The 21118-nt window shown below is 63.5% G+C and carries 18 protein-coding genes; 12 read left to right on the plus strand and 6 right to left on the minus strand.

From position 1 onward, the window contains the following. Positions 1 to 27: 27 nt before the first annotated feature. Positions 28 to 429: a DUF6713 family protein gene (locus tag ACWPW0_RS04405; RefSeq protein ID WP_454254545.1), complete on the minus strand. Its 402-nt coding sequence runs from the start codon at positions 427 to 429 to the stop codon at positions 28 to 30. A gap of 112 nt (positions 430 to 541) precedes the next feature. Between ACWPW0_RS04405 and ACWPW0_RS04410 the strand changes: the two genes are divergently transcribed. The 7 genes from ACWPW0_RS04410 to ACWPW0_RS04440 all read left to right on the plus strand — a co-directional run bounded on the left by ACWPW0_RS04410 (position 542) and on the right by ACWPW0_RS04440 (position 11828). Then, positions 542 to 1387: a helix-turn-helix domain-containing protein gene (locus ACWPW0_RS04410; protein WP_454254546.1), complete on the plus strand. Its 846-nt coding sequence runs from the start codon at positions 542 to 544 to the stop codon at positions 1385 to 1387. A 208-nt stretch (positions 1388 to 1595) separates the two neighbouring features. Then, the gene (locus ACWPW0_RS04415) at positions 1596 to 2387 is read left to right on the plus strand and encodes a YfaP family protein (protein ID WP_454254547.1); all 792 of its coding nucleotides are present in this window, start codon (positions 1596 to 1598) and stop codon (positions 2385 to 2387) included. A gap of 57 nt (positions 2388 to 2444) precedes the next feature. Continuing rightward, positions 2445 to 4178, plus strand: coding sequence for a DUF2138 domain-containing protein (locus ACWPW0_RS04420; protein WP_454254548.1), 1734 nt, complete (start codon positions 2445 to 2447; stop codon positions 4176 to 4178). Continuing rightward, positions 4148 to 4831 (plus strand): DUF1175 domain-containing protein, encoded by a 684-nt coding sequence (locus tag ACWPW0_RS04425; RefSeq protein ID WP_454254549.1) that lies wholly within the window; start codon positions 4148 to 4150, stop codon positions 4829 to 4831. The genes ACWPW0_RS04420 and ACWPW0_RS04425 overlap by 31 nt, the downstream gene beginning before the upstream one ends. A 5-nt stretch (positions 4832 to 4836) precedes the next feature. Continuing rightward, on the plus strand, positions 4837 to 9387 hold the full coding sequence (locus ACWPW0_RS04430) for an alpha-2-macroglobulin family protein (protein WP_454254550.1): 4551 nt from the start codon (positions 4837 to 4839) through the stop codon (positions 9385 to 9387). A 3-nt stretch (positions 9388 to 9390) separates the two neighbouring features. Further along, complete coding sequence (locus tag ACWPW0_RS04435) at positions 9391 to 11040, plus strand: DUF2300 domain-containing protein (RefSeq protein ID WP_454254551.1); 1650 nt, start codon at positions 9391 to 9393, stop codon at positions 11038 to 11040. Beyond that, complete coding sequence (locus ACWPW0_RS04440) at positions 11037 to 11828, plus strand: YfaP family protein (protein ID WP_454254552.1); 792 nt, start codon at positions 11037 to 11039, stop codon at positions 11826 to 11828. The genes ACWPW0_RS04435 and ACWPW0_RS04440 overlap by 4 nt, the downstream gene beginning before the upstream one ends. 145 nt (positions 11829 to 11973) lie before the next feature. Here ACWPW0_RS04440 and ACWPW0_RS04445 read toward each other — a convergent pair whose 3' ends face one another. The 5 genes from ACWPW0_RS04445 to gatC form a co-directional block, all read right to left on the minus strand. Continuing rightward, positions 11974 to 12357 carry a carboxymuconolactone decarboxylase family protein gene (locus ACWPW0_RS04445; protein ID WP_454254553.1) on the minus strand — a complete coding sequence of 128 codons (384 nt, stop codon included), beginning with the start codon at positions 12355 to 12357 and terminating at the stop codon, positions 11974 to 11976. A gap of 15 nt (positions 12358 to 12372) precedes the next feature. After that, the gene (locus tag ACWPW0_RS04450; protein ID WP_447589375.1) at positions 12373 to 12741 is read right to left on the minus strand and encodes a septal ring lytic transglycosylase RlpA family protein; all 369 of its coding nucleotides are present in this window, start codon (positions 12739 to 12741) and stop codon (positions 12373 to 12375) included. A 114-nt stretch (positions 12742 to 12855) separates the two neighbouring features. Continuing rightward, positions 12856 to 14304, minus strand: coding sequence for an Asp-tRNA(Asn)/Glu-tRNA(Gln) amidotransferase subunit GatB (gene gatB / locus ACWPW0_RS04455; RefSeq protein WP_454254554.1), 1449 nt, complete (start codon positions 14302 to 14304; stop codon positions 12856 to 12858). Between the two features lie 11 nt (positions 14305 to 14315). Continuing rightward, positions 14316 to 15767 (minus strand): Asp-tRNA(Asn)/Glu-tRNA(Gln) amidotransferase subunit GatA, encoded by a 1452-nt coding sequence (gatA, locus tag ACWPW0_RS04460; RefSeq protein WP_454254555.1) that lies wholly within the window; start codon positions 15765 to 15767, stop codon positions 14316 to 14318. A gap of 15 nt (positions 15768 to 15782) precedes the next feature. Continuing rightward, positions 15783 to 16070 carry an Asp-tRNA(Asn)/Glu-tRNA(Gln) amidotransferase subunit GatC gene (gene gatC / locus ACWPW0_RS04465; protein WP_447589381.1) on the minus strand — a complete coding sequence of 96 codons (288 nt, stop codon included), beginning with the start codon at positions 16068 to 16070 and terminating at the stop codon, positions 15783 to 15785. A gap of 215 nt (positions 16071 to 16285) precedes the next feature. Between gatC and mreB the strand changes: the two genes are divergently transcribed. The 5 genes from mreB (at position 16286) to rng (ending at position 21081) form a co-directional block, all read left to right on the plus strand. Beyond that, entirely contained in the window at positions 16286 to 17326 is a 1041-nt protein-coding gene (gene mreB, locus ACWPW0_RS04470) for a rod shape-determining protein MreB (protein WP_447589383.1), read from the plus strand. A 126-nt stretch (positions 17327 to 17452) separates the two neighbouring features. After that, positions 17453 to 18427 carry a rod shape-determining protein MreC gene (gene mreC / locus ACWPW0_RS04475; RefSeq protein WP_447595543.1) on the plus strand — a complete coding sequence of 325 codons (975 nt, stop codon included), beginning with the start codon at positions 17453 to 17455 and terminating at the stop codon, positions 18425 to 18427. After that, a complete protein-coding gene (mreD, locus tag ACWPW0_RS04480) occupies positions 18427 to 18915 on the plus strand; it encodes a rod shape-determining protein MreD (protein ID WP_447589385.1) in 489 nt (162 codons plus the stop codon). Before mreC ends, mreD begins: the two co-directional genes overlap by 1 nt. 50 nt (positions 18916 to 18965) lie before the next feature. Then, complete coding sequence (locus ACWPW0_RS04485; protein ID WP_454254556.1) at positions 18966 to 19565, plus strand: Maf family protein; 600 nt, start codon at positions 18966 to 18968, stop codon at positions 19563 to 19565. A 58-nt stretch (positions 19566 to 19623) separates the two neighbouring features. Then, positions 19624 to 21081 carry a ribonuclease G gene (gene rng / locus ACWPW0_RS04490; RefSeq protein WP_447589389.1) on the plus strand — a complete coding sequence of 486 codons (1458 nt, stop codon included), beginning with the start codon at positions 19624 to 19626 and terminating at the stop codon, positions 21079 to 21081. Positions 21082 to 21118: the final 37 nt, after the last annotated feature.

The following is a 21118-nucleotide window of genomic DNA, read 5'->3' on the forward strand; positions in this document are numbered from 1 at the left end:
GAAAGCATTGCCGTGCTGCCGGCCTGGTTACAGGGCAGGCAGCGGGCGGCGAGGTTTGGTCAGGCTCATGCAATACACCAGCACGTAGGCCAACCCCAGCAAACCGCAGCCGATGATCAATGCCTGCGACAGCACTGAGTCGAAGCTGTAGAGCGGGTGCTGGCGCAGGGCATGGTGCAGCCCGGTATGGATCACGGTGAAGCCAGCCAACAGCAGTCGCGAGCCTTCGCGTATTGGCGTTCTATCGCTCCACGCCAGCGCGATCAGCAGCGCGAACATCGGTACATGCAGCCCCACGAAGAGCGGCTCGGCGATGGCCTGATCCAAGTCGCGGAAGCCGTATAGCAACTGCCATTCGGCCTGGGTGACGGCATCGAGTTCATGACCGACGAAGAAGCTGAAACACAGTATGAACAGGAGGTTCTTCATGCCTGGTGCTCTGGCGTGATGATCGATGGCGTCAGGCTAGTTGGGTGGCTGGCGGCGCTCAATGACCTGGGAGGTCATAGACACCTGCGCAGGCAACTGCCACAGTCGCGGCATGCTCAGACCTTCCCCGATTCGACCTTCCGAGACTGACGCGGTTGGCGCCCAATTGCGCCAGTTGCGCCAGCGCGCACGCATGAGCCAGATGGCTCTGGCCCTGCATTCGGGTATCTCGCAGCGCCACCTGAGTTGTATCGAAACGGGGCGCTCGAGGCCTAGCCCTGTCACGCTGCACGCCGTGCTCACCGCGTTGGATACGCCGCTGGAGGCGCGCAATGCGGTTTTCCTGGCGGCCGGTTATGCCCCACGTTATGACGCATTGCCCTTGGCTGATCCGGAAATGGAGGTGGTGCGCACGGCCATCGTGCATGTCCTGCATGCCAATAACCCGGCCCCGGCGATCGTGCTGGATAGCAACTGGCAGGTATTGGCGGCCAATGCGGCCGTGGGGGCGCTTTTCGACCTGGTCGGGCTGCCTGCTGACTCCGGAGAGGGCGAACTCAACCTGTTGAGAACCCTGCTCGTGCCTGGTGGACTGGGTGATTACCTGATCAATGCCGAAGAGATTCGCCAGGTCGCCTGGCAACGTGCTGCACGTGAGGCGCTGAGTAACCCCGTGCTGGCCGAACTACTGCTCGGAATATCACCGCCTCAGGGCAGTGCAATGACTCTGCGTGACGAGGCATTGCCGCCGTTGCTGCTTACCCGACTGAACTATTCCCAGGGCGAGTTGAGGTTCCTGTCGACCTTCACCACCTTTGGCATGCCACTGGATATCACCGTCGCCTCCCTGCGTATCGAACATCTGATCCCGGCGGACCCAGCCACATGGCAAGTTATGACGCAGGCCTGTGAGCGTGTTGCTGGTGTGGCTGTCGAGGGGGCTGGCAGCAAGGTCTAAACGGGCAGTGGGCATCGATGCTGATAGGCTTTGTCATGCCTTCGAATGAGCCTGGAGCAGGGCTGGCCATTGCTGCATCACGCAAGCCCTGCGCATGGGAGTTGTGACCGATTCGGAAACTTCGTCGGATTGCAGCAGGCTTCGATTGTCAGCGTCCATGGGAGTCGATAGCCTTTCGCTCTTTGCGCCCGTAGATAAAGGAAGAATCATGCGCGGCCTGTTGTTGCTGACGTGCCTGGTGCTGTCGCCTTCCCTGGTTTTCGCTGATCCTGCGGCTGTGCTCGACGGGCCGGTAGGCGGCTGGCGGCATTCCGGCATCGTCGACCGTGATGCCGAAGCGCGGGTGGCCTATCCCACGCCGCCGATCGACCGGGGCGCACAGCGCGGGCGCAGCCTGATCGAAGGTGTGATCAAGGCGCAGGGCGGTGTGCGCCAGCCGCATCGGCTGGTGGTCAATGGCAATCCGCTGCCGCTGTACACCGATGAGCAGGGGCGCTTCGTGCGGCCGTACAATTTCGGGGCCGGGTCCAACAGTGTTGAGCTGGTCAGCGCCGATGGGCAGTCGCTCAAGCGGGTGCAGTTCTACGAGGCCAATCAGAGCAAGACGCCAGCACGGGTGCGTGTCGCCCTCGGCTGGGATGACCCGAAAGCCGAGCTCGACCTGCATGTTGTCACACCCGATGGTCAGCATGCCTATTGGGCGCGGCCGGTGATGAGCAATGGCGGTGGCCTGGATGTGGACAGCGTCGATGGCCCGGGGCCGGAGATGTTCACCATAACGGCTCCGTTGCAAGGCACTTACCTGGTCTACGTCAACTATTGGGGCAACCTGAACAGCCAGGGCTACAACTTCGAGGCCGGCAGCAACCAGAACGAAATCATTACTGCGCAGATCAGCTTGGTGTTCAACGAGAACACCCCGAACGAAAAGCGCGAGACCTTCGTCGTGCCATTGCGTGGCATCGGCGATCTGCAATTGGTCAAGACATTCACTTATTGATGCGGCGCCCAGAGGCGCGGCTGAAGCTTCCCGTCGCACGGATGAATTGGGGTTTACATGAGCGAGAACACTACACCTGACGCCCAGCCAAGCGGCACCAGTACTGCGGCGTCGGCCAAGTCCACGGGTGGGCTGCGTGGCTGGCTGATCGGCCTGGGGATTGCCGTGCCGCTGGGGGCTGCGGGGTTCATCGGTTGGCTGATGTACGAGCCGCAGCCGCCACGCGAACTGGGCGAACAGAGCGAGCTGGAACTCGACCTGATGCGCCCGGATGCGCTGATCGAGAGTGCCTCGCTGAGCCGCCTGCCGCGTGACTTGCTGGCCGTGCCGCTGCTGCGCGACACCCTGACCGAGGACTTCGTCTTCTATTACGAGAACAACGCCGATCGCCTCGGTCTGACCGGCAGCCTGCGGCGGATCGTCTTCGAACATGAGCTGACCCTCAAGGACAGCCTGATCGACGAACTGCTCGACCAACCGGCCGATGTCGCCCTGTGGCGTGGTGCCGACGGCAAGCTCAAGCACTTCCTGTTGCTGCTCGATCGCGGTGGCCTGGCCCGTGTGCTCGAACCGCTGGCTCGCGCAGCCGCTGACGACACCCAGTTGCGCCAGGTTGGCGAGTTGCGGGTCGATGGTGATGCCGTGGCGCTCTACCGCCTGCGTTACAACGCCAACCGTGCGCTGTTGTTCGCCAGCCATGGCGACAAGCTGCTGGTGCTATCCAGCCCCGGCATGCTGTTCGAAGGTGACTATGACGGTGCCACCCAGGCTCGCGTGTCCACTGAAGCCATCGAAGCGCTGCTCGACGGCGATAACCGTCTAGCCAAGCGTTTCGGCCTGAAGGAACGTGGCGAAACCAAGCAGCGTATCTCCCTGGGTGCCGAAGCCCTGGCGTTCGGTTACCAGCGCTTCATCCCGGCATTTGCCGGCGTCCGTTTCGAGATGGACGACAAGGGCTGGCACAGCTACCTGGCGCTGAACGAGGCCGACGATCAGTCGGCGCTGGACTTCACCCCGGTCTGGCAGGCCATGCCGATGGGAGCGAGCGCTTGTGTGGCGTTACCCACAGCACCGGACATGGCGCAGCGGATGATGGAAAAGGTGGGTGCCGGAGCCGAGGTGGCCAAGGCATTGAGTCAGCGCCTGAGTGGCGCGGCGGGGCTGTGCTGGTATGCCGAGTCGCGTCTGCATACGCCTTTGCTGGTCGGTCAGTTGAAGGAGCCGGCTGACGAGGCCATGGATGAAGTGATCGGCGAGTTGTTCGGTTCGGTGATCGGTGCCTGGGAGCCCTATGCCGAGTCCGGCAAGTTCCCGATCGAGTCGACCACCAAGGGCGAGCTGCGCAAGTGGCAGCGCATCAGCAGTTCCAATTTCGGCCAGTACCCGGCCAGCCAGGCTCAGGAGCCCGATGCCCTGGCCGCGCGCGGATTCTTCCGCACCAGCCTGGCGCGCCAGGGTACGACCGTGCTGTTCTCGCTGGATGATCGTCTCGTAGACAAGGCCATCGCCACCCTCGACAAGCGCTTCCCGCCGCTGGCCGATGTGTTGCCCAAGGATGCCCTGGTACCGGCCTACATGGCACCACAAACCCTGGCGGCACTGTTCGAACGGGAAACCCTCGACAGCCTGCCGAGCGATATGGAACCGGTATTCCGCAACGCTGCACAGACGCTGCTGCTGCCCAAACTGCGGGCCCTGGCTGGCCACAAGCAATATGCCCTGAGCCTGCCGGCCGGCAGCAAGCCTGACGACGCCTGGCAATGGCTGCCACTGGAGTGGCGCCCGCTGTGAGAATCTTGCAAGTCGGCGTTGCCATACTGCTCCTGCTGAGCAGCCTGGTGACGCGTGCGACCGATAGCGTGGCGACGCCGGACAGTCCGTCCCTGGACCATGCGCAGACCCAGGTATTCCGTGCCTGGTTCGTGCGCATTGCCCAGGAACAACTGCGCCAGGGGCCGAGTCCGCGCTGGCATCAGCAGGACTGTGCCGGCCTGGTGCGCTTTGCCGCCAACGAGGCGCTCAAGGTCCACGACGACAAATGGCTGCGCGCCAATGGCCTGTCCAACCGCTACCTGCCGCCCGAGCTTGAACTGACCGACGCCCAGCGCCGGCTGGCCCAGCAATGGCAGCAGGGGGGCGGCAAGGTCGGCCCTTATGTCAATGCGATCAAGCTGATCCAGCACAACAGTATTTTCACCGGGCGCGACCTGAACCAGGCGCGCCCCGGCGATCTGATTTTCTTCGACCAGGGCGATGAGCAACATCTGATGATCTGGATGGGGCGCAACATCGCTTACCACACCGGCACCACCACGCCGACCGATAACGGCATGCGTTCGGTCAGCGTGCAACAACTCATGACATGGAAGGACACCCGATGGATACCCGACGCCTCCAATCCCAACTTTATCGGCATCTATCGACTGCATTTCCTCGCGCGCTGAACGCCGTGGGTGCTGTTTCGAAGCTGGGTGGGTTGGCCTTGTGCGCCACATTGCTGCTGCCATTCGCCAGCAGCCACGCCGAAGACACGGTCGAGCCGAGCGGTTACTCGCCGATGTCGGGCGAGTCGTTCTTCCTGCTCGCCGACAGCAGCTTCGCCACCGACGAGGTGGCCCAGGTGCGCCTGGAAGCGCCGGGGCGCGATTACCGTCGCTATCGCATGGAAGGCTATGGCGGGGTCGATGTGCGGGTGTACCGCATCGAGCAGCCGCTTGAATTCCTCAAGCGCCAGAAGAACCTGCACCGGGTCGTCGCCGAAGGCCAGTTCAAGGGTGAGGGCCTGTCCAACACTGTCGCCTATCTGTGGGACAACTGGTACCGCAAGTCGCGTCGGGTGATGCAGCGGGCCTTCTCTTTCGAGTCGCGCCAGCAGGTCACCGAAGAAGTGCCGGAACTGAAGATGGGCCGTGCGATTGCCGAGCCGACCCAGTTCGATGCTCAGCCGCAGTTCGCCCCGATGAAGGGCCTGCCGATGATCAGCCAGTTCCGTTATCCACTGTGGGACGCCAAGTCGATCGAGCCGCCGAAGGGCGTCGACCTGTCTGGCTCGTCCAGCCAGTTCATCAACGTGATGCCGGGTAACGTGTACATCCCGCTGGGCAAGCTCAAGCCGGGTCTGTACCTGGTCGAGGCGCTGGTCGGCAAATACCGTGCAACCACCGTGGTGTTCGTCTCCAACACCGTGGCGGTGAGCAAGATTGCCGGCGACGAGTTGCTGGTGTGGACCGCGCGCAAGCATGAAGGCAGCGTGGTTGCCGATGCCAAGGTGCTGTGGAGCGACGGCCTGGGCGTGATGAGCAGCGGCAGCACCGACAAAGACGGCCTGCTGCGCCTGAAACACGCCAGCCCAGAGCGCTCCTACGTGCTCGGCGAGGATGCCGAGGGTGGCGTGTTCGTCTCCGAAAACTTCTATTACGACAGCGAAATCTACGACACCAAGCTGTATGCCTTCACCGACCGTCCGCTGTACCGTCCGGGCGACTGGGTCGAGGTGAAGATCGTCGGTCGTGAATTCAAGAATGCCCGCGACTCGGTCGCACCGGCCAGCGCGCCGGTACGCCTCAGCGTGCTTGATGCCAACGGTACCGAACTGCAGACCCTGGCCTTGAACATGGACACCAAGGCTGGCAGCCAGGGGCGTTTCCAATTGCCGGAAAACGCCGTGGCCGGTGGTTACGAGCTGCGCTTTGCCTACCGTGACCAGCTGTACAGCAGCGCCTTCCGCGTTGCCGAATACATCAAGCCGCATTTCGAGATCGCCCTCGACCTGAGCAAAACCGATTTCCGTACCGGCGAAGCCGTGACCGGTAACCTGGTGCTGCTCTACCCGGACGGCAAGCCGGTCAAGGACGCGCGTCTGCAACTGAGTCTGCGCGCCCAGCAGCTGTCGATGGTCGACAATGAACTGCAGTACCTCGGGCAATTCCCGGTGGAGCTGACCAGTACTGAACTGACCACCGATGGCCAGGGCCGCGCCGCCATTAACCTGCCTGCCGCCGACAAACCCAGCCGTTACCTGCTGACCGTGTTCGCCAGCGACGGTGCGGCCTACCGGGTCAAGGCCAGCAAGGAAATCCTCATCGAGCGTGGTGCCGCACGCTATCGCCTGAGTGCGCCGCAACGCTTCAGTGCCGTCGGTGAAGCAGTGTCGTTCAACTACCGCAGCGAGGGCACGTCAACGCTCAAGCCAGCCAGCTACGAATGGGTGCGCCTGGAAGACCAGAGCAAAGGCAGCGCCGAACTGGACGCCGACAAGCCGGACTTCAGCCTGACCTTCGAGCGCCCTGGCACCTACAGCATCACCCTCAAGGATCGAAATGGCCTGATCCTCGGCGCCACCGGCCATTCGGTCAGCGGCGAGGGCGTGCGTTCGGTCGCCGGCACCGTGGAAATCGTCCTCGACAAGACCGAGTACCTCAGCGGTGATGAGGCCCTGGCGCTGATCACCTTCCCCGAGCCGATCAGCGATGCCCTGCTGAGCCTGGAGCGCGACCGCGTCGAGGCCACTGCGCTGCTGTCCAAGGGCGCTGACTGGCTCAAACTGGAGAAGCTCAACGATACCCAGTACCGCGCGCGCATTCCGGTCAAGGAGGCATTCTCGCCGAACCTGACTTTCTCGGTGCTGTACACCAAGGGCGGTGACTACAGCTTCCAGAACGCTGGCATCAAGGTGGCGCAGCCGCAGGTCGAGATCGATATCGTCGCCGACAAGGAACAGTATCGTCCGGGGGATACGGTCACCGTCGACCTGACCACCCGTTTCGCGGGCAAACCGGTGCCCACGCGCCTGACGGTCAGCGTGGTGGACGAGATGATCTATGCCCTGCAGCCGGAAATCGCTCCAGGCATCGATCAGTTCTTCTATCACCCGCGCCGCAACAACGTGCGCACCAGCGCCAGCCTGGCGTTTATCAGCTACGACGTGGCCCTGCCGGGCTCGCCAGCCGCGCCGGGCCGCGCCAACCGCAGTGAGCGTGGGGTCAAGGTGCTCGAGCGTCCGCGCCGCGAAGAGGTCGATACCGCTTCCTGGCAGCCGGATCTGGTCACCGATGCCGATGGCAAGGTGAGCTTCAGCTTCCGCATGCCCGACTCGCTGACCCGCTGGCGCATCACCGCGCGGGCGGTCAGTGACAGTGGCCAGGTCGGCCAGAAACGCCAGTTCGTGCGTTCGGAGAAGCCGCTGTACCTGAAGTGGAGTGGGCCAACCACCTTCCGCGCCGGCGATAAACCGACCCTCGGTGTGTTTGCCTTCAACCAGGGCGAGGACGGTGCCAAGGCCGAATTGCTGACGCGTTATGCCGGTGAGGAACAGCGCCGCGAGGTAAAACTGGCCAAGGGCATCAACTACCTGCCGCTGCCCTCCGCCGCGCTCACCGCCGGTGAGTGGAGCGCTGAGCTGCAGCAGGACGGCAAGGCCGTGGACGCCCTGAGCGTGACCCTGCGCACCAGGGGTGCCGGCTGGCAGGACCTGCAGACCGAGGGCGTGAGCGTTGCCGCTGGCAGCAATCCGCTGAACCTGCCGGCGGATGCCAGCGATATTCGCCTGCGTCTCGATAGCAGTGTCCGTGGCCTGTTCAATGGCAGCCTGGATGAGCTGCTCGACTACCCCTACGGTTGCGTCGAGCAAACCGCCAGCCGCCTGTTGCCGCTGAGTCTGGCCTACCCGACACTGGCCGCCGGTGAGGCACGCATCGGTGATCGCCTGCGCCTGATCATGCAGAACAGCCGCCTGCGCCTGGTGCAGATGGCCGGCCCGCAAGCGGCGTTCACCTGGTGGGGCGAAGATACCGAGCCGGATGCCTTCCTCACCGCCTATGCCTATTACGCTGACTGGCACGCCAGCCGTGCGCTGAATATCGCCCTGCCGCCCGAGCATTGGCAGCGCGTCATGGAAGTGTATGCCAGCAAGGCGACTACGACGCCGTTGCTGCAGCGTGCGCTGATCCTGTCTTTTGCCCAGGAGATGAAACTGCCAATCAACAGCCTGCTGCAGGGGCTGCTGAGCGACTTCTCCAGCGCGGTTATCGATGACGAGTGGACGCCGGACTACACCGGTGAAACCAGCCTGGTCATGGCCGCACCGGATTCCTCACTGGGCCTGGCCATCGCCCGTGTCCTGGCGGCCGATCTGGCACGCGAGGCCAACGTGGCACTGCCGAGGGACTTCGCGGAAGAGATTGACCTGGCCCGGGTGCAGGTCGCCGACAGCGTGCACCCGTTCGCTGAGACCGTGATCCTGGCCCAGTCCGCGCCCGATGCCGAGCGCACTGCGCGCCTGCTGAAAAGCCTGGCGCCCGAGCAGTCGACCCTGGAACGCGCCCTGGCGCTGACCTGGCTGCAACATGCCGTTGGCAAGACGACGGCGAATGAGGCCATCGAGCTGGACAAGAACTGGCTGGTGCGTACCGGTGCGACAGGTGAGCGCTACTGGCAGTGGCAGGGCGCAGGGCAACCGGCGGCGCTGGAACTGCCGGAGTCCGCGAGCGAACAGCGCGCGACGCTCAGCTATCGCAGCGCCCAGGCCGCGCCTGGCGAGTTGCCGGTCAAGGTCACGCGCCGCTTGCTGCGTCTGGTGCCGGGTGATGAAGCGTTCACCTTCAGCGTGAAGAAGGTGGGTGATGGCGAAGTTTCCAGCGACCAGCTGTACCTCGATGAGGTGACACTGGAAACCGAAGCCGAGCGTCCGCTGCGCTACGGTCTGCTGGAAGTGCCGTTGCCGCCGGGTGCCGATGTGGAGCGCACCACTTGGGGTATCCAGGTCAGTGGTCTGGGCTCTGACGAAGCAGCACCGCTGGAGAAGGCGCGGCATGAGCCGGGTCAACTGCTCTATGCCGTGCCGCTCGACAGCCTGCAGGGCAAAGTAGTGCTGCGCCACCTGGTGCGCTTCTCGCAGAAGGGCGAGTTCAACCTGCCGCCTGTGCGTTACCAGCGCATGTATGCACCGCAGGAGCAGGCCGTAGAGAGCAAGCCGGCGTTCGCGACCTTCAAGGTCGACTGATCCGTGCGCAGGTACTGGCTGCTGCTGGCGTTGCTGCCCCTGCTCGCGCGAGCGGGGGAGGCGCCGCTGCAGTTGGCCGTTGGCAGTGGTGCCCAGGCCGAGCTGATGCAGCTCAGTCGTAGCCAGAAGCTGTCCCAGGGGCCGTTGCCGGCGACGCTGCAGGCGCCGCTGGGCAGCCTGTGGAAGTTGTTCGTCTATGCCTACCTGGTGGACAACCAGCGCACGGAAGAGCCGTACCTGTGTACCGGCCAGGATCGCGATGAGGTGTATTGCTGCAACCCGGGCGAACGTATCGACCGCGAGCAGGCGTTGGTCAAATCCTGCGGGCTGTATTTCGCACCGGCGCGACTCGATCTGAGTGCCGACAGCTGGACCGATTACTGGCGCCAGCGCCAGGCGCCGGATTGGTTGAAGGATCTTAACCGCTTGCAGCCGCAACAGCGCGTGCCGGTGAGCGAACTGCTCGCTGCGCTGGCCCAGCTGCCGGCACAGGAACAGGCGCGCAAGGTGTTGCTCGACGTGGTCTTGCATGCGGCGGATGGCAAGGCGGTGGCTGCGCTCGGTGGCCGGTTGCGGGCGAAGACCTGGAGCTGGCTGGCCGACCATGACGAGCAGGCGCGCCAGGGTGGCTTCGCTGGTTGGCTGGTCGATGGCACGCCCGTCTGGGCGGGTGGGCCGGGGACCAGCATGGCGCTGTTTGGCAGCCATGCCGAGGTGCTCGGATCGGTGTTGCCGACGCCTTGGCCCAAGGACCCTGGCGCCTGTGTCGAGGTCAATCTGTTCAGTCGCTATCCCGTACGTGAAGTGCGTACACCGAATGCCCAGCCAGCAGCGCCTGGCGTCTTGCAGGGGCACTACGACGTCGAATTCAGCAATGGCAATCGCCTGGGTATCGAGAGCACCGGCGAACTGTTTCTCGAACGCTCTGCCAGCGCATTGCAGCTGACCGCACGCCTGTCGCGTGAAGAGTACGTGGCTCGGGTGCTGGATCGTGAAGCCATGGCGCAGCCAGTCGAGGCGGCGCGGGCACTGGCGGTGACCATTCGCACCTATCTGTTGCAGAGCGCCGAGCGCCGTGGCGACTGCCTGGCCATCACCGACAGCAGTGCCAGCCAGCGGGTTGCGCCGCGCCCGGCTACGGCCGATGCGCGCGAGGTCGCGGCCTGGACGGAAGATCTGGTGCTGGCCGGCAGTGCGGTCAACTACCACACCTCGATGCCTGGTCCTGATCGCCTGGCCTGGACCCAGGCGGTGGAGCAGGCCAGGTCAGGCCTGCGTTACGACAGTATCCTGCTGCGTGCCTTCCCCCGTGCCAGTCTGAGTCGCTGGGACAAGCCGGTTGCCGCCTGTCAGCCGCTACCGGCGGCGCAGACCTGGCTGCAGGCGCAGCAGCGCCGCTGGCGCCCGACCCTGGATGCCGAGCCTGGCTACAGTGAGGCTCGGGATTTCAGCGTCTGTCAGTTGGCTTCCGGTAAACCCTACGTCGACCGTGAGCGGCGCCGGATTTTCGTCCGTGGCCTGTTTTCCCTGCAGGACCGCCTGGACCTGACTCACGAATACCTGCACCTGGCCTTCGAGGCCCACCCCAACGGACAGGACGAGGTGTTCGTCGAGTCCCTTGCCCGTCATCTGCTTCTGGAGCTAACCCCATGAGTTTTCGCCTTCCCGCCATCGCATGGCTTCTGGCCGCGCCGTTGTCGACAGCCCTGGCCGCTGAGGGTGCGCGTTTCGATACGCCAGTCAGCGGCTGGCGCCAGGGCTCTGGTGAGGGCGCGCACTTCATGCAGCAGGTCAATTACCCCGCCTCTTCGGTCAACAGTGCGCCTGACCAGGCGGATACCGCGCGTATCAGCGGGCAGATCAAGGCCTCTCCAAAGTCCGCGAATGAGCCGGCGCGGCTGGTGGTGAATGGCATCAGCATGCCGCTCAAGGTGCAGGAGGACGGCAGCTTCGACCGGCCCTTCGTGTTCTCCGCCGGCAGCAACAGCGTGGAAGTGCGCAGCGCCGACCGTAGCCAGGCGCGTCGCGTGCAGTTCTACAACAGTGGCGGCAATGGCCAGACGGCTGCCAAGTTGCGGGTGGTGCTGTCCTGGGATACCGATAACACCGACCTTGACCTGCACCTGGTCACACCGGACGGCGGCCATGTCTGGTACGGCGGTCGCAGCCTGGCCAACGGTGCGGCACTGGATGTCGACGTCACCACCGGCTACGGCCCGGAAATGATCGCCTCGCCAACTCCGCTGAAGGGCCAGTACCTGGTCTACGTGAACTACTACGGCGGCGGCTACAGCGAAGGCGAGGCCGCGCAACCGCTGACCACTGGCCAGATCACGGTGATCAGCGAAGAGGGTACGGTGAACGAGAAGCAGGAGTCGTTCATCGTGCCGATGCGCACCCCGGGTGAGCTGACGCTGGTGAAGAGCTTCAGCTACCCCTGATTGCAGGTGTGGCGCCTGTGCAGTCAAGCACAGGGGCCGAGGTGCATAGCGAGCGCTTCATTCATCAGTCGGGGGCCGTGCATGGTGGGTCGCTGAAGCGTGACCGTTAGGCCCCAAGGCACGCGGCGTTTGCTGGAAACTCTGATCAGGCGTTGTCGGCCCGCCAGGCATCGATGACCTCCTGCGCCGCGCGGAAGGCGTCGATGGCGGCCGGTACGCCGGCGTACACAGCACAGTGCAGCAGGGTTTCGCGTATCTCTTCCACCGTGCAGCCGTTGTTCAGCGCGCCGCGTACGTGGCCTTTGAGTTCCTGCGGGCATTTCAATGCGGTCAGCGCCGACAGGGTGATCAGGCTGCGGGTTTTCAAGGGCAGGCCTTCACGGTTCCATACGCCACCCCAGGCATGCTGGTTGACGAATTCCTGCAGCGGCTGGCTGAAGTCGGTGGCGTTGTTCAGGGCGCGGTCGACGAAACTGTCGCCCATGACCTGGCGGCGGACCTGTTCGCCGGATTTCTGTGATTCGCTCATGGGTTTCTCCATTACTCAGTCGAGGCGTTGTACGCGTACCGGCGCCACGCCGCTGCGCAGCATATCCAACTGTTCGGCGGCGCGGCGCGATACGTCGATGATGCGTCCACGTCCGTAGGGGCCGCGATCATTGATGCGCAGCACCACGGAACGGTTGTTGTCCAGGTTGGTGACCCGCACCTGGCTGCCGAAGGGTAGGGTGCGGTGGGCGGCGGTCAGGGCGTTCTGGTCGAAACGCTCGCCGCTGGCGGTCTTGTTGCCGTGGTGGGCGCGGCCGTAATAGGAGGCCTTGCCGGTTTCGTCGTAGCTGCCACTGCCGCCGCCGAAGATGGAACAGCCCGTGAGCAGGACGGTCAGGCTGAACAGCGAGATCGTTCTAAGCATGGGGGCTCCGGTCGCACTTGCGGGTAATGGGCAGAGGCATGCGTTATGACATTCCAATGAGCAGATGGCACAACGCCGGGCAAGCCCGGCGCTGATTGGTGGAACAGGAACGGCCTAGCCTTCGAGCTTCTTCTTCAGCAGTTCGTTCACTTGCCCTGGGTTGGCCTTGCCCTTGGAGGCTTTCATCGCTTGGCCGACGAAGAAGCCGAACATCTTGCCGCGCTTGGCTTCGTCGCTGGCGCGGTACTGTTCGACCTGTTCGGCGTTGGCCGCCAGCACTTCGTCGAGCATCGCCTCGATGGCGCCGGAGTCGGTGACCTGCTTGAGGCCCTTGTTCTCGATCACCTCGTCAGCGCTTGCGCCTTCACCGGCAGCCAGGGCTTCGAAGACCATCTTGGCGATCTTGCCGCTGATGGTGTTGTCCTTGATGCGCAGGATCATGCCGCCCAGTTGCTCGGCGGATACCGGCGATTGCTCGATTTCCAGGTTGTCTTTGTTGAGCAGGCTGGACAGCTCGCCCATCACCCAGTTGGCGGCCAGCTTGGCATCGCCGCACACGGCGTTCACCGCCTCGAAGTAATCGGCCAGTTCGCGGCTGGCGGCTAGCACCGTGGCGTCGTAGGCCGACAGGCCGAACTGCGCCTCGAAACGCTCGCGCTTCTGCACCGGCAGTTCCGGCAGGCTGGCACGTACGTCGTCGAGGAAGCTCTGCTCGATCACCACCGGCAGCAGGTCCGGGCAGGGGAAGTAACGGTAGTCGTTGGCTTCTTCCTTGCTGCGCATGGAGCGCGTCTGGTCCTTGTTCGGGTCGTACAGGCGGGTTTCCTGGACCACCTTGCCGCCGTCCTCGATCAGCTCGATCTGGCGCTGCACTTCATGGTTGATGGCTTTTTCGATGAAGCGGAACGAGTTGACGTTCTTGATCTCGGCGCGGGTGCCGAACTCGGCCTGGCCCTTGGGCCGAACCGAGACGTTGCAGTCGCAGCGCAGCGAACCTTCGGCCATGTTGCCGTCGCAGATGCCGAGATAACGCACCAGCGCGTGGATCGCCTTGACGTAGGCCACGGCTTCCTTGGCTGAGCGAATGTCCGGCTCGGAAACGATCTCCAGCAGTGGCGTGCCGGCACGGTTGAGGTCGATCCCGCTCATGCCGTGGAAGTCTTCGTGCAGGCTCTTGCCGGCGTCTTCTTCCAGGTGCGCGCGGGTGATGCCGATGCGCTTGCTGGTGCCGTCTTCCAGGGTGATGTCGAGGAAGCCCTTGCCGACGATGGGATGATCCATCTGGCTGGTCTGATAGCCCTTGGGCAGGTCCGGGTAGAAGTAGTTCTTGCGTGCGAAGACGTTGCGCTCGGCAATTTCGGCGTCGATCGCCAGGCCAAACTTGCAGGCCATGCGCACCGCTTCGGCATTCAGCACCGGCAACGTGCCGGGCATGCCGAGGTCAACCAGGCTGGCCTGGGTGTTGGGCTCGGCGCCAAAGGTAATGGAGCTGGCCGAGAAGATTTTCGACTGGGTGGCGAGCTGTGCGTGAATTTCCAGCCCGATTACGGTTTCCCATTGCATCTTGATAATCCTCAGAATCCGGCCGGGGCGCGAGTGTGCCAGTTGCTGACTTGCTGGTACTGGTGCGCCACGTTGAGCAGGCGACCTTCCTGGAAATAGTTGCCGAGCAGTTGCACGCCCACCGGCAGGCCGTCGACGAAGCCGGCGGGCATGGACAGCCCCGGAATACCGGCGAGGTTGGCGGTGATGGTGTAGATGTCTTCCAGGTAGGCCGACACCGGGTCGCTGGCTTTTTCGCCGAGTTTCCACGCCGGGTTCGGGGTGGTCGGGCCGAGGATCACGTCGACGTCTTTAAAGGCGGCAACGAAGTCGTTCTTGATCAGGCGACGAATCTGCTGGGCCTTGATGTAGTAGGCATCGTAGTAGCCGGCGGACAGGGCGTAGGTGCCGACCATGATGCGGCGCTTCACCTCCGCGCCGAAGCCTTCGCCACGCGAGCGCTTGTACAGGTCCTGCAGGTCTTTCGGGTCTTCGCAGCGATAGCCGAAGCGGACGCCGTCGAAGCGCGACAGGTTGGAGCTGGCTTCGGCCGGGGCGATCACGTAATAGGCCGGGATCGCGTGCTGCATGTTCGGCAGGCTGATCTCCTTGACCGTGGCGCCGAGCTTCTTCAGCTCCTCGACCACCGCCAGCACGGCGTCGGCGATGCGGCTGTCGAGGCCGGCACCGAAGTATTCCTTCGGCAGGCCGATGCGCAGGCCGGCCAGCGGCTGGCTGAGCGCGGCGAGGTAATCGTCGATTGGTTGGTCGACGCTGGTCGAGTCGCGTTCGTCGAAACCGGCCATGGCGTGCAGCAGCAGGGCACAGTCTTCTGCATTACGCGCCAGCGGGCCGCCCTGGTCGAGGCTGGAGGCGTAGGCGATCATGCCCCAGCGGGAAACGCGTCCGTAGGTCGGCTTGATCCCGGTGAGGTTGGTCAGTGCAGCCGGTTGGCGAATCGAGCCGCCGGTGTCGGTGCCGGTGGCGGCGGGCAGCAGGCGTGCAGCCACGGCGGCGGCCGAACCACCGCTGGAACCGCCCGGTACGCGGGTCGGGTCCCAGGGGTTTTTCACCGGGCCGTAGTGGCTGGATTCGTTGGCCGAGCCCATGGCGAATTCGTCCATGTTCAGCTTGCCCAGGGTCACGGTGCCGGCAGCGGCCAGTTTTTCGACCACGGTGGCGTTGTAGGGCGCCTTGAAGCCGGTGAGGATTTTCGAGGCGCAGCTGGTCAGCACGTCTTGCGTGCAGAACAGGTCCTTGTGGCCGATCGGCGCGCCCAGCAGGGGCGCATTCTCGCCAGCGGCACGGCGTGCGTCGGCGGCCTTGGCCTGGGCGAGGGCCAGGTCCTCGGTCACGGTAATGAAGCTGTTCAGTTGCGGATCGAGCTGGTTGATCCGGGCGAGCAGGTTCTGAGTGAGCTCAGTGGCGGAGAATTGCTTGGCGGCGAGGCCTTGGGCGATCTCGGCCAGGGTCAGTTGATGCATGGGAACCCTTTCCTTTTATTCGATGACTTTCGGCACGAGGTACAGGCCGTCCTGCACGGCCGGGGCGATGGCCTGGTAGGCCTCGCGCTGATTGCGCTCGGTGACCTGGTCGGCGCGCAGGCGCTGAGTGGCTTCCAGCGGGTGGGCAAGTGGTTCGATGCCCTGGGTGTCGACGGCCTGCATGGCGTCGATCAGGCCGAGGATATTGTTGAGGGTATCGGTAGTTTGCGGGATATCGGCTTCGTTCAGGCCCAGGCGGGCGAGATGGGCGATCTTTTCCACGTCGGTGCGTTCAAGCGCCATCGGGGTTCTCCAGGGGGCTGGCAGGTTCTACGGAAGGCGGGCGGGAACAGATGCCGCATGCTGCGGTCGAACGCCGCGAATTTTGGGCCGTAAAGCCCGGAAAAGCTGGCAATTTAGCACAACACGCGCCTTGCCCAAAAGGCTGGGCGTTGTTAGAGTTTGCCGCACTTTTTTACCCAGCGTTTTCCCCACGCTCTGCCTAGGGTTCTTATCCCATGTTCAAGAAACTGCGTGGCATGTTTTCCAGTGATCTGTCCATCGATCTGGGCACTGCCAATACCCTTATTTATGTGCGTGAACGCGGCATCGTCCTGAATGAGCCATCCGTGGTCGCCATCCGGACCAGCGGTAACAACCAGAAGAGCGTCGTGGCCGTCGGTACTGAAGCCAAGCGCATGCTGGGCCGTACGCCGGGCAATATCTCCGCCATTCGTCCGATGAAGGACGGCGTGATCGCCGACTTCAGCGTCTGCGAGAAGATGCTGCAGTACTTCATCAATAAAGTTCACGAAAACAGCTTCCTGCAGCCGTCGCCGCGCGTACTGATCTGCGTGCCGTGCAAATCGACCCAGGTCGAGCGCCGTGCCATTCGCGAGTCGGCCCTGGGCGCAGGCGCCCGTGAAGTGTTCCTGATCGAAGAGCCGATGGCGGCTGCCATCGGTGCCGGCTTGCCGGTCGAAGAAGCCCGTGGTTCGATGGTCGTCGATATCGGCGGCGGTACCACGGAAATCGCCCTGATCTCGCTGAACGGTGTGGTTTACGCCGAATCCGTGCGGGTCGGTGGTGACCGTTTCGACGAAGCCATCATTACCTACGTGCGCCGTAACTACGGTTCGCTGATTGGTGAATCCACCGCTGAGCGCATCAAGCAGGAAATCGGTACCGCCTACCCGGGCGGCGAAGTTCGCGAAGTGGACGTTCGTGGCCGTAACCTGGCCGAAGGCGTACCGCGCAGCTTTACCCTCAACTCCAGCGAAGTGCTCGAAGCCCTGCAGGAATCCCTGGCGACCATCGTCCAGGCAGTGAAGAGCGCCCTCGAGCAATCGCCGCCGGAGCTGGCTTCCGATATCGCCGAACGCGGCCTGGTGCTGACCGGTGGTGGCGCCCTGCTGCGAGACCTGGACAAACTGCTGAGCCAGGAAACCGGCCTGCCGGTGATTGTCGCCGAGGACCCGCTGACCTGCGTGGCGCGTGGTGGTGGCAAGGCCCTGGAAATGATCGACCGTCACACCATGGACCTGCTCTCCACCGAGTGAGTCTCAAGATGTGAAACGAAGCCGGAAGCCTGATCTTCCGGCTTTCGGTTTTGTGGGCGACGCAATGCCCGTCGCCGGATTACGTTACTTTCGTCCTGTCGCCAATCCGTTCCCAGGGGGCCAGCCATCAAACCGCTATTCGCCAAAGGGCCTTCGCTGGGCGTGCGACTGCTTGTGCTGGTCGTGCTTTCGGCTGCGCTGATGGTGGTGGATGCGCGGTTCGAGGTGCTCAAACCTGCGCGCACGCAGATGGGCCTGCTGGTCAAGCCGGTGTTCTGGCTGGCCGGGTTGCCGACGCGGTTGTGGGAGAGCGCCACTCAGGAGCTGAGTAGCCGCAACGAGCTGGCCGCCGAGAACGAGAAGCTCAAGACCGAAATGCTCCTGTTGCAGCGCCGCTTGCAGAAGCTCGCCGCGTTGACCGAGCAGAACGTACGCCTGCGTGAACTGCTCAACTCGTCCGCCCTGGTCGAGGAAAAGGTCATCGCCACCGAGTTGCTTGGCGTCGATCCCAACCCCTTCACCCACCGCATCCTGATCGACAAGGGCGAAAAGGATGGCGTGTTCCTCGGTCAGCCGGTGCTCGATGCACGCGGGCTGATGGGGCAGGTGGTGGAGGTCATGCCCTACGCGGCTCGCGTGCTGCTGCTTACCGATACCAGTCACAGCATTCCGGTGCAGGTGAACCGCAATGGCCTGCGCGCCATCGCCACCGGTACTGGCAACCCAGAGCGCCTCGAGCTGCGCCATGTGGCGGATACCGCTGACATCAAGGTGGGCGACCTGCTGGTCAGCTCTGGCATGGGCCAGCGCTTTCCTTCGGGTTACCCGGTGGCGATGGTCAGCGAGGTGATCCACGATTCCGGCCAGCCATTCGCCATCGTGCGTGCCGTGCCGACCGCAGCCCTCAATCGCAGCCGACACATGCTGCTGGTCGAGACCGATCTGCGCTCTGCCGAGGAGCGCGCCACTGCTGCCGCTGAGGCTCAGCAGGCTGCGGACAGCCAGGCGGGTCAGGACGGCAAGCCAGACGAAGCGCCTGCTCAACCCGCGCCGGCTGCCGCTGGGCCTGAGGCGCCAGCCAGTAATCAGGAGGCCCGCTGATGGCTGGTTCGCGTTCCCGTAATGGCTGGGTGATCTGGTTCAGCCTGGCGCTGGCACTGTTGCTCAGTGTCGCGCCGATGCCGGAGTTCATGGCCATTGGCCGCCCGTTGTGGGTGGCGCTGCTGCTGACGTATTGGGTGCTGACTGTGCCTAGCCGCGTGGGCATGGTGACGGCCTGGGTGTTCGGCCTGTTGTCCGATGTGCTCAATGGTACGTTGTTGGGGCAGAGTGCCCTGGTGCTGACGCTGATCATTTTCCTGGTGCTGACGTTGCATCGGCGGCTGCAGATGTTTCCCATGTGGCAGCAAAGCCTGGTGCTGCTGGTGGTGTTCGGCTTGGCCCAGCTGGTACAGCTATGGCTCAATGCCCTGACCGGCAATCGTCAGCCGACCCTCGAGTTCGTCTTTCCTGCAGTGGTCAGCGCACTGCTCTGGCCGTGGGTGTATGCCGTTCTGCGTGGTGTGCAACAGCGTTTCGGCGTTCACTGATTCGGTCGTTGTCTTCGGCGACCGCCATTCTTCGACAGGGAGATGTCTGCATGGCCACGCTATATCTGGCTTCGGGTTCCCCGCGTCGACGTGAGTTGCTGACGCAGATCGGCGTGCCCTTCATTACCCTGTCTGCTTCCATCGATGAAACCCCTTTGCCTGCCGAGGCAGCCAGCGGCTATGTAGAACGCTTGGCGCTGGAGAAAGCGCGGGCCGGCCTGGCCTCGCTGGAGCGTACGGACGCTGCCGTGGTGCTGGGCGCCGACACGGCGGTGGTGGTGGATGGGCGAATCCTTGGCAAACCGGTGGACCGTGCTGATGCCCTGGCCATGCTGGACGCTTTGTCTGGGCGCGAACATGAGGTGCTCACGGCTGTGGCGCTGGTCAGTGTGGCGCGTGAAGATGCACACGTCGTAACCAGCCGTGTACGCATGCGTGCCCTGGCGCCTGGTGAGGCGCAGGCCTATTGGGAAACTGGTGAGCCGCAGGACAAGGCGGGCAGTTATGCTATTCAAGGATTGGCGGGCGTGTTCGTCACGCAGTTAGAAGGCAGCTATTCGGCCGTGGTCGGCTTGCCTTTGTGCGAAACGGCGCAGATGCTCGAAGCATTCGGAATTTCCTGCTGGCAGTCGTTGTCAGTCAACAGTTAGAGGTTGCCAGTCCGGCACGAGGCCGTGGGCGGTAGCGTCATCGCGCAGAGTGGGATGCATGAGCGAAGAGATTCTGATCAATATCACGCCGATGGAATCGCGCGTGGCGGTGGTGGAAAACGGTGTTTTGCAGGAAGTGCACGTCGAGCGCACCCAGCGCCGTGGCATTGTCGGCAATATCTATAAAGGCAAGGTGGTTCGTGTGCTGCCGGGGATGCAGGCGGCATTCATCGATATCGGCCTGGACCGTGCGGCCTTCATTCATGCTGCGGAAATCTCCACCCGTGAAGGCAGCGCGGTGGAAAGCATCAGCGCTCTGGTGCATGACGGGCAGAGCCTGATCGTGCAGGTGACCAAGGACCCGATCGGCAGCAAGGGCGCGCGGTTGACCACGCACCTGTCGATCCCCTCGCGCTACCTGGTCTACATGCCGCGCACCAGCCATGTCGGCATTTCCCTGAAGATCGAAGAAGAAACCGAACGCGAGCGCCTGAAACAGGTGGTTGCCGACTGCATCGCCACCGAAGGCATCGAGGAAAGTGGCGGGTTCATCCTGCGTACCGCTGCCGAGGGCGCGGGGGCTGACGAAATCGTTGCCGATATTCGTTACCTGCGCCGGCTGTGGGAACAGATTGCCGGGCAGATGAACAGCGCCAGTACCCCGTCGGTGATCTACGAAGACCTCAGCCTGGCATTGCGCACCCTGCGTGACCTGGTCAACCCGAAGATCGAGAAGATCCGTATCGACTCGCGGGAGACTTTCCAGAAGATCACCCAGTTCGTCGGTGAACTGATGCCTGAAGTTGCCGACCGCCTGGAGCACTATCCGGGTGAGCGGCCGATCTTCGATCTGTATGGTGTCGAGGATGAAATCCAGCGTGCGCTGGAGCGCAAGGTGCCGCTCAAATCCGGCGGTTACCTGGTGGTTGACCCGGCCGAGGCGATGACCACCATCGACGTCAATACCGGGGCTTTCGTCGGCCATCGCACCCTCGAAGAAACCATCTTCAAGACCAATCTCGAAGCGGCCACGGCCATTGCCCGGCAACTGCGCCTGCGTAACCTGGGCGGCATCATCATCATCGACTTCATCGACATGGAAGATGAAGAACACCAGCGTCAGGTCCTGCGCACGCTGGAGAAACAGCTTGAGCGCGATCATGCCAAGACCAACATCATCGGCATCACCGAACTGGGCCTGGTGCAGATGACCCGCAAGCGCACCCGCGAAAGCCTTGAACAAGTGCTGTGCGAACCCTGTGAGCACTGCCAGGGGCGCGGCAAGCTGAAGACGGCGGAAACCATCTGCTACGAAATCTTCCGCGAGATCCTGCGTGAGGCCCGTGCCTACCAGGCCGAGGGCTACCTGGTGTTGGCCAACCAGAAGGTGGTGGACCGCTTGCTGGACGAGGAGTCGGGCAACGTCGGCGAGCTGGAAGCCTTCATTGGTCGGACCATTAAATTCCAGGTGGAAAGCATGTATTCGCAGGAGCAGTACGATGTGGTTCTGCTCTGATGCCGTTGCAGGCTCGGGTACGCCGCACCCTGCGCGG

The organism is Pseudomonas sp. Marseille-Q8238 (assembly GCF_965111915.1).

Excerpts from the sequence above, each read along its gene's own strand:
- ACWPW0_RS04420 (WP_454254548.1), top strand. The coding sequence starts at position 2,445 with ATGAGCGAGAACACTACACCTGACGCCCAGCCAAGCGGCACCAGTACT.
- ACWPW0_RS04410 (WP_454254546.1), top strand. The coding sequence starts at position 542 with ATGCTCAGACCTTCCCCGATTCGACCTTCCGAGACTGACGCGGTTGGC.
- rng (WP_447589389.1), top strand. The coding sequence starts at position 19,624 with ATGAGCGAAGAGATTCTGATCAATATCACGCCGATGGAATCGCGCGTG.
- gatA (WP_454254555.1), bottom strand. The coding sequence starts at position 15,767 with ATGCATCAACTGACCCTGGCCGAGATCGCCCAAGGCCTCGCCGCCAAG.
- ACWPW0_RS04425 (WP_454254549.1), top strand. The coding sequence starts at position 4,148 with ATGGCTGCCACTGGAGTGGCGCCCGCTGTGAGAATCTTGCAAGTCGGC.
- mreB (WP_447589383.1), top strand. The coding sequence starts at position 16,286 with ATGTTCAAGAAACTGCGTGGCATGTTTTCCAGTGATCTGTCCATCGAT.
- ACWPW0_RS04440 (WP_454254552.1), top strand. The coding sequence starts at position 11,037 with ATGAGTTTTCGCCTTCCCGCCATCGCATGGCTTCTGGCCGCGCCGTTG.
- ACWPW0_RS04415 (WP_454254547.1), top strand. The coding sequence starts at position 1,596 with ATGCGCGGCCTGTTGTTGCTGACGTGCCTGGTGCTGTCGCCTTCCCTG.
- ACWPW0_RS04485 (WP_454254556.1), top strand. The coding sequence starts at position 18,966 with ATGGCCACGCTATATCTGGCTTCGGGTTCCCCGCGTCGACGTGAGTTG.
- gatB (WP_454254554.1), bottom strand. The coding sequence starts at position 14,304 with ATGCAATGGGAAACCGTAATCGGGCTGGAAATTCACGCACAGCTCGCC.
- ACWPW0_RS04405 (WP_454254545.1), bottom strand. The coding sequence starts at position 429 with ATGAAGAACCTCCTGTTCATACTGTGTTTCAGCTTCTTCGTCGGTCAT.
- ACWPW0_RS04445 (WP_454254553.1), bottom strand. The coding sequence starts at position 12,357 with ATGAGCGAATCACAGAAATCCGGCGAACAGGTCCGCCGCCAGGTCATG.
- mreD (WP_447589385.1), top strand. The coding sequence starts at position 18,427 with ATGGCTGGTTCGCGTTCCCGTAATGGCTGGGTGATCTGGTTCAGCCTG.
- ACWPW0_RS04450 (WP_447589375.1), bottom strand. The coding sequence starts at position 12,741 with ATGCTTAGAACGATCTCGCTGTTCAGCCTGACCGTCCTGCTCACGGGC.
- gatC (WP_447589381.1), bottom strand. The coding sequence starts at position 16,070 with ATGGCGCTTGAACGCACCGACGTGGAAAAGATCGCCCATCTCGCCCGC.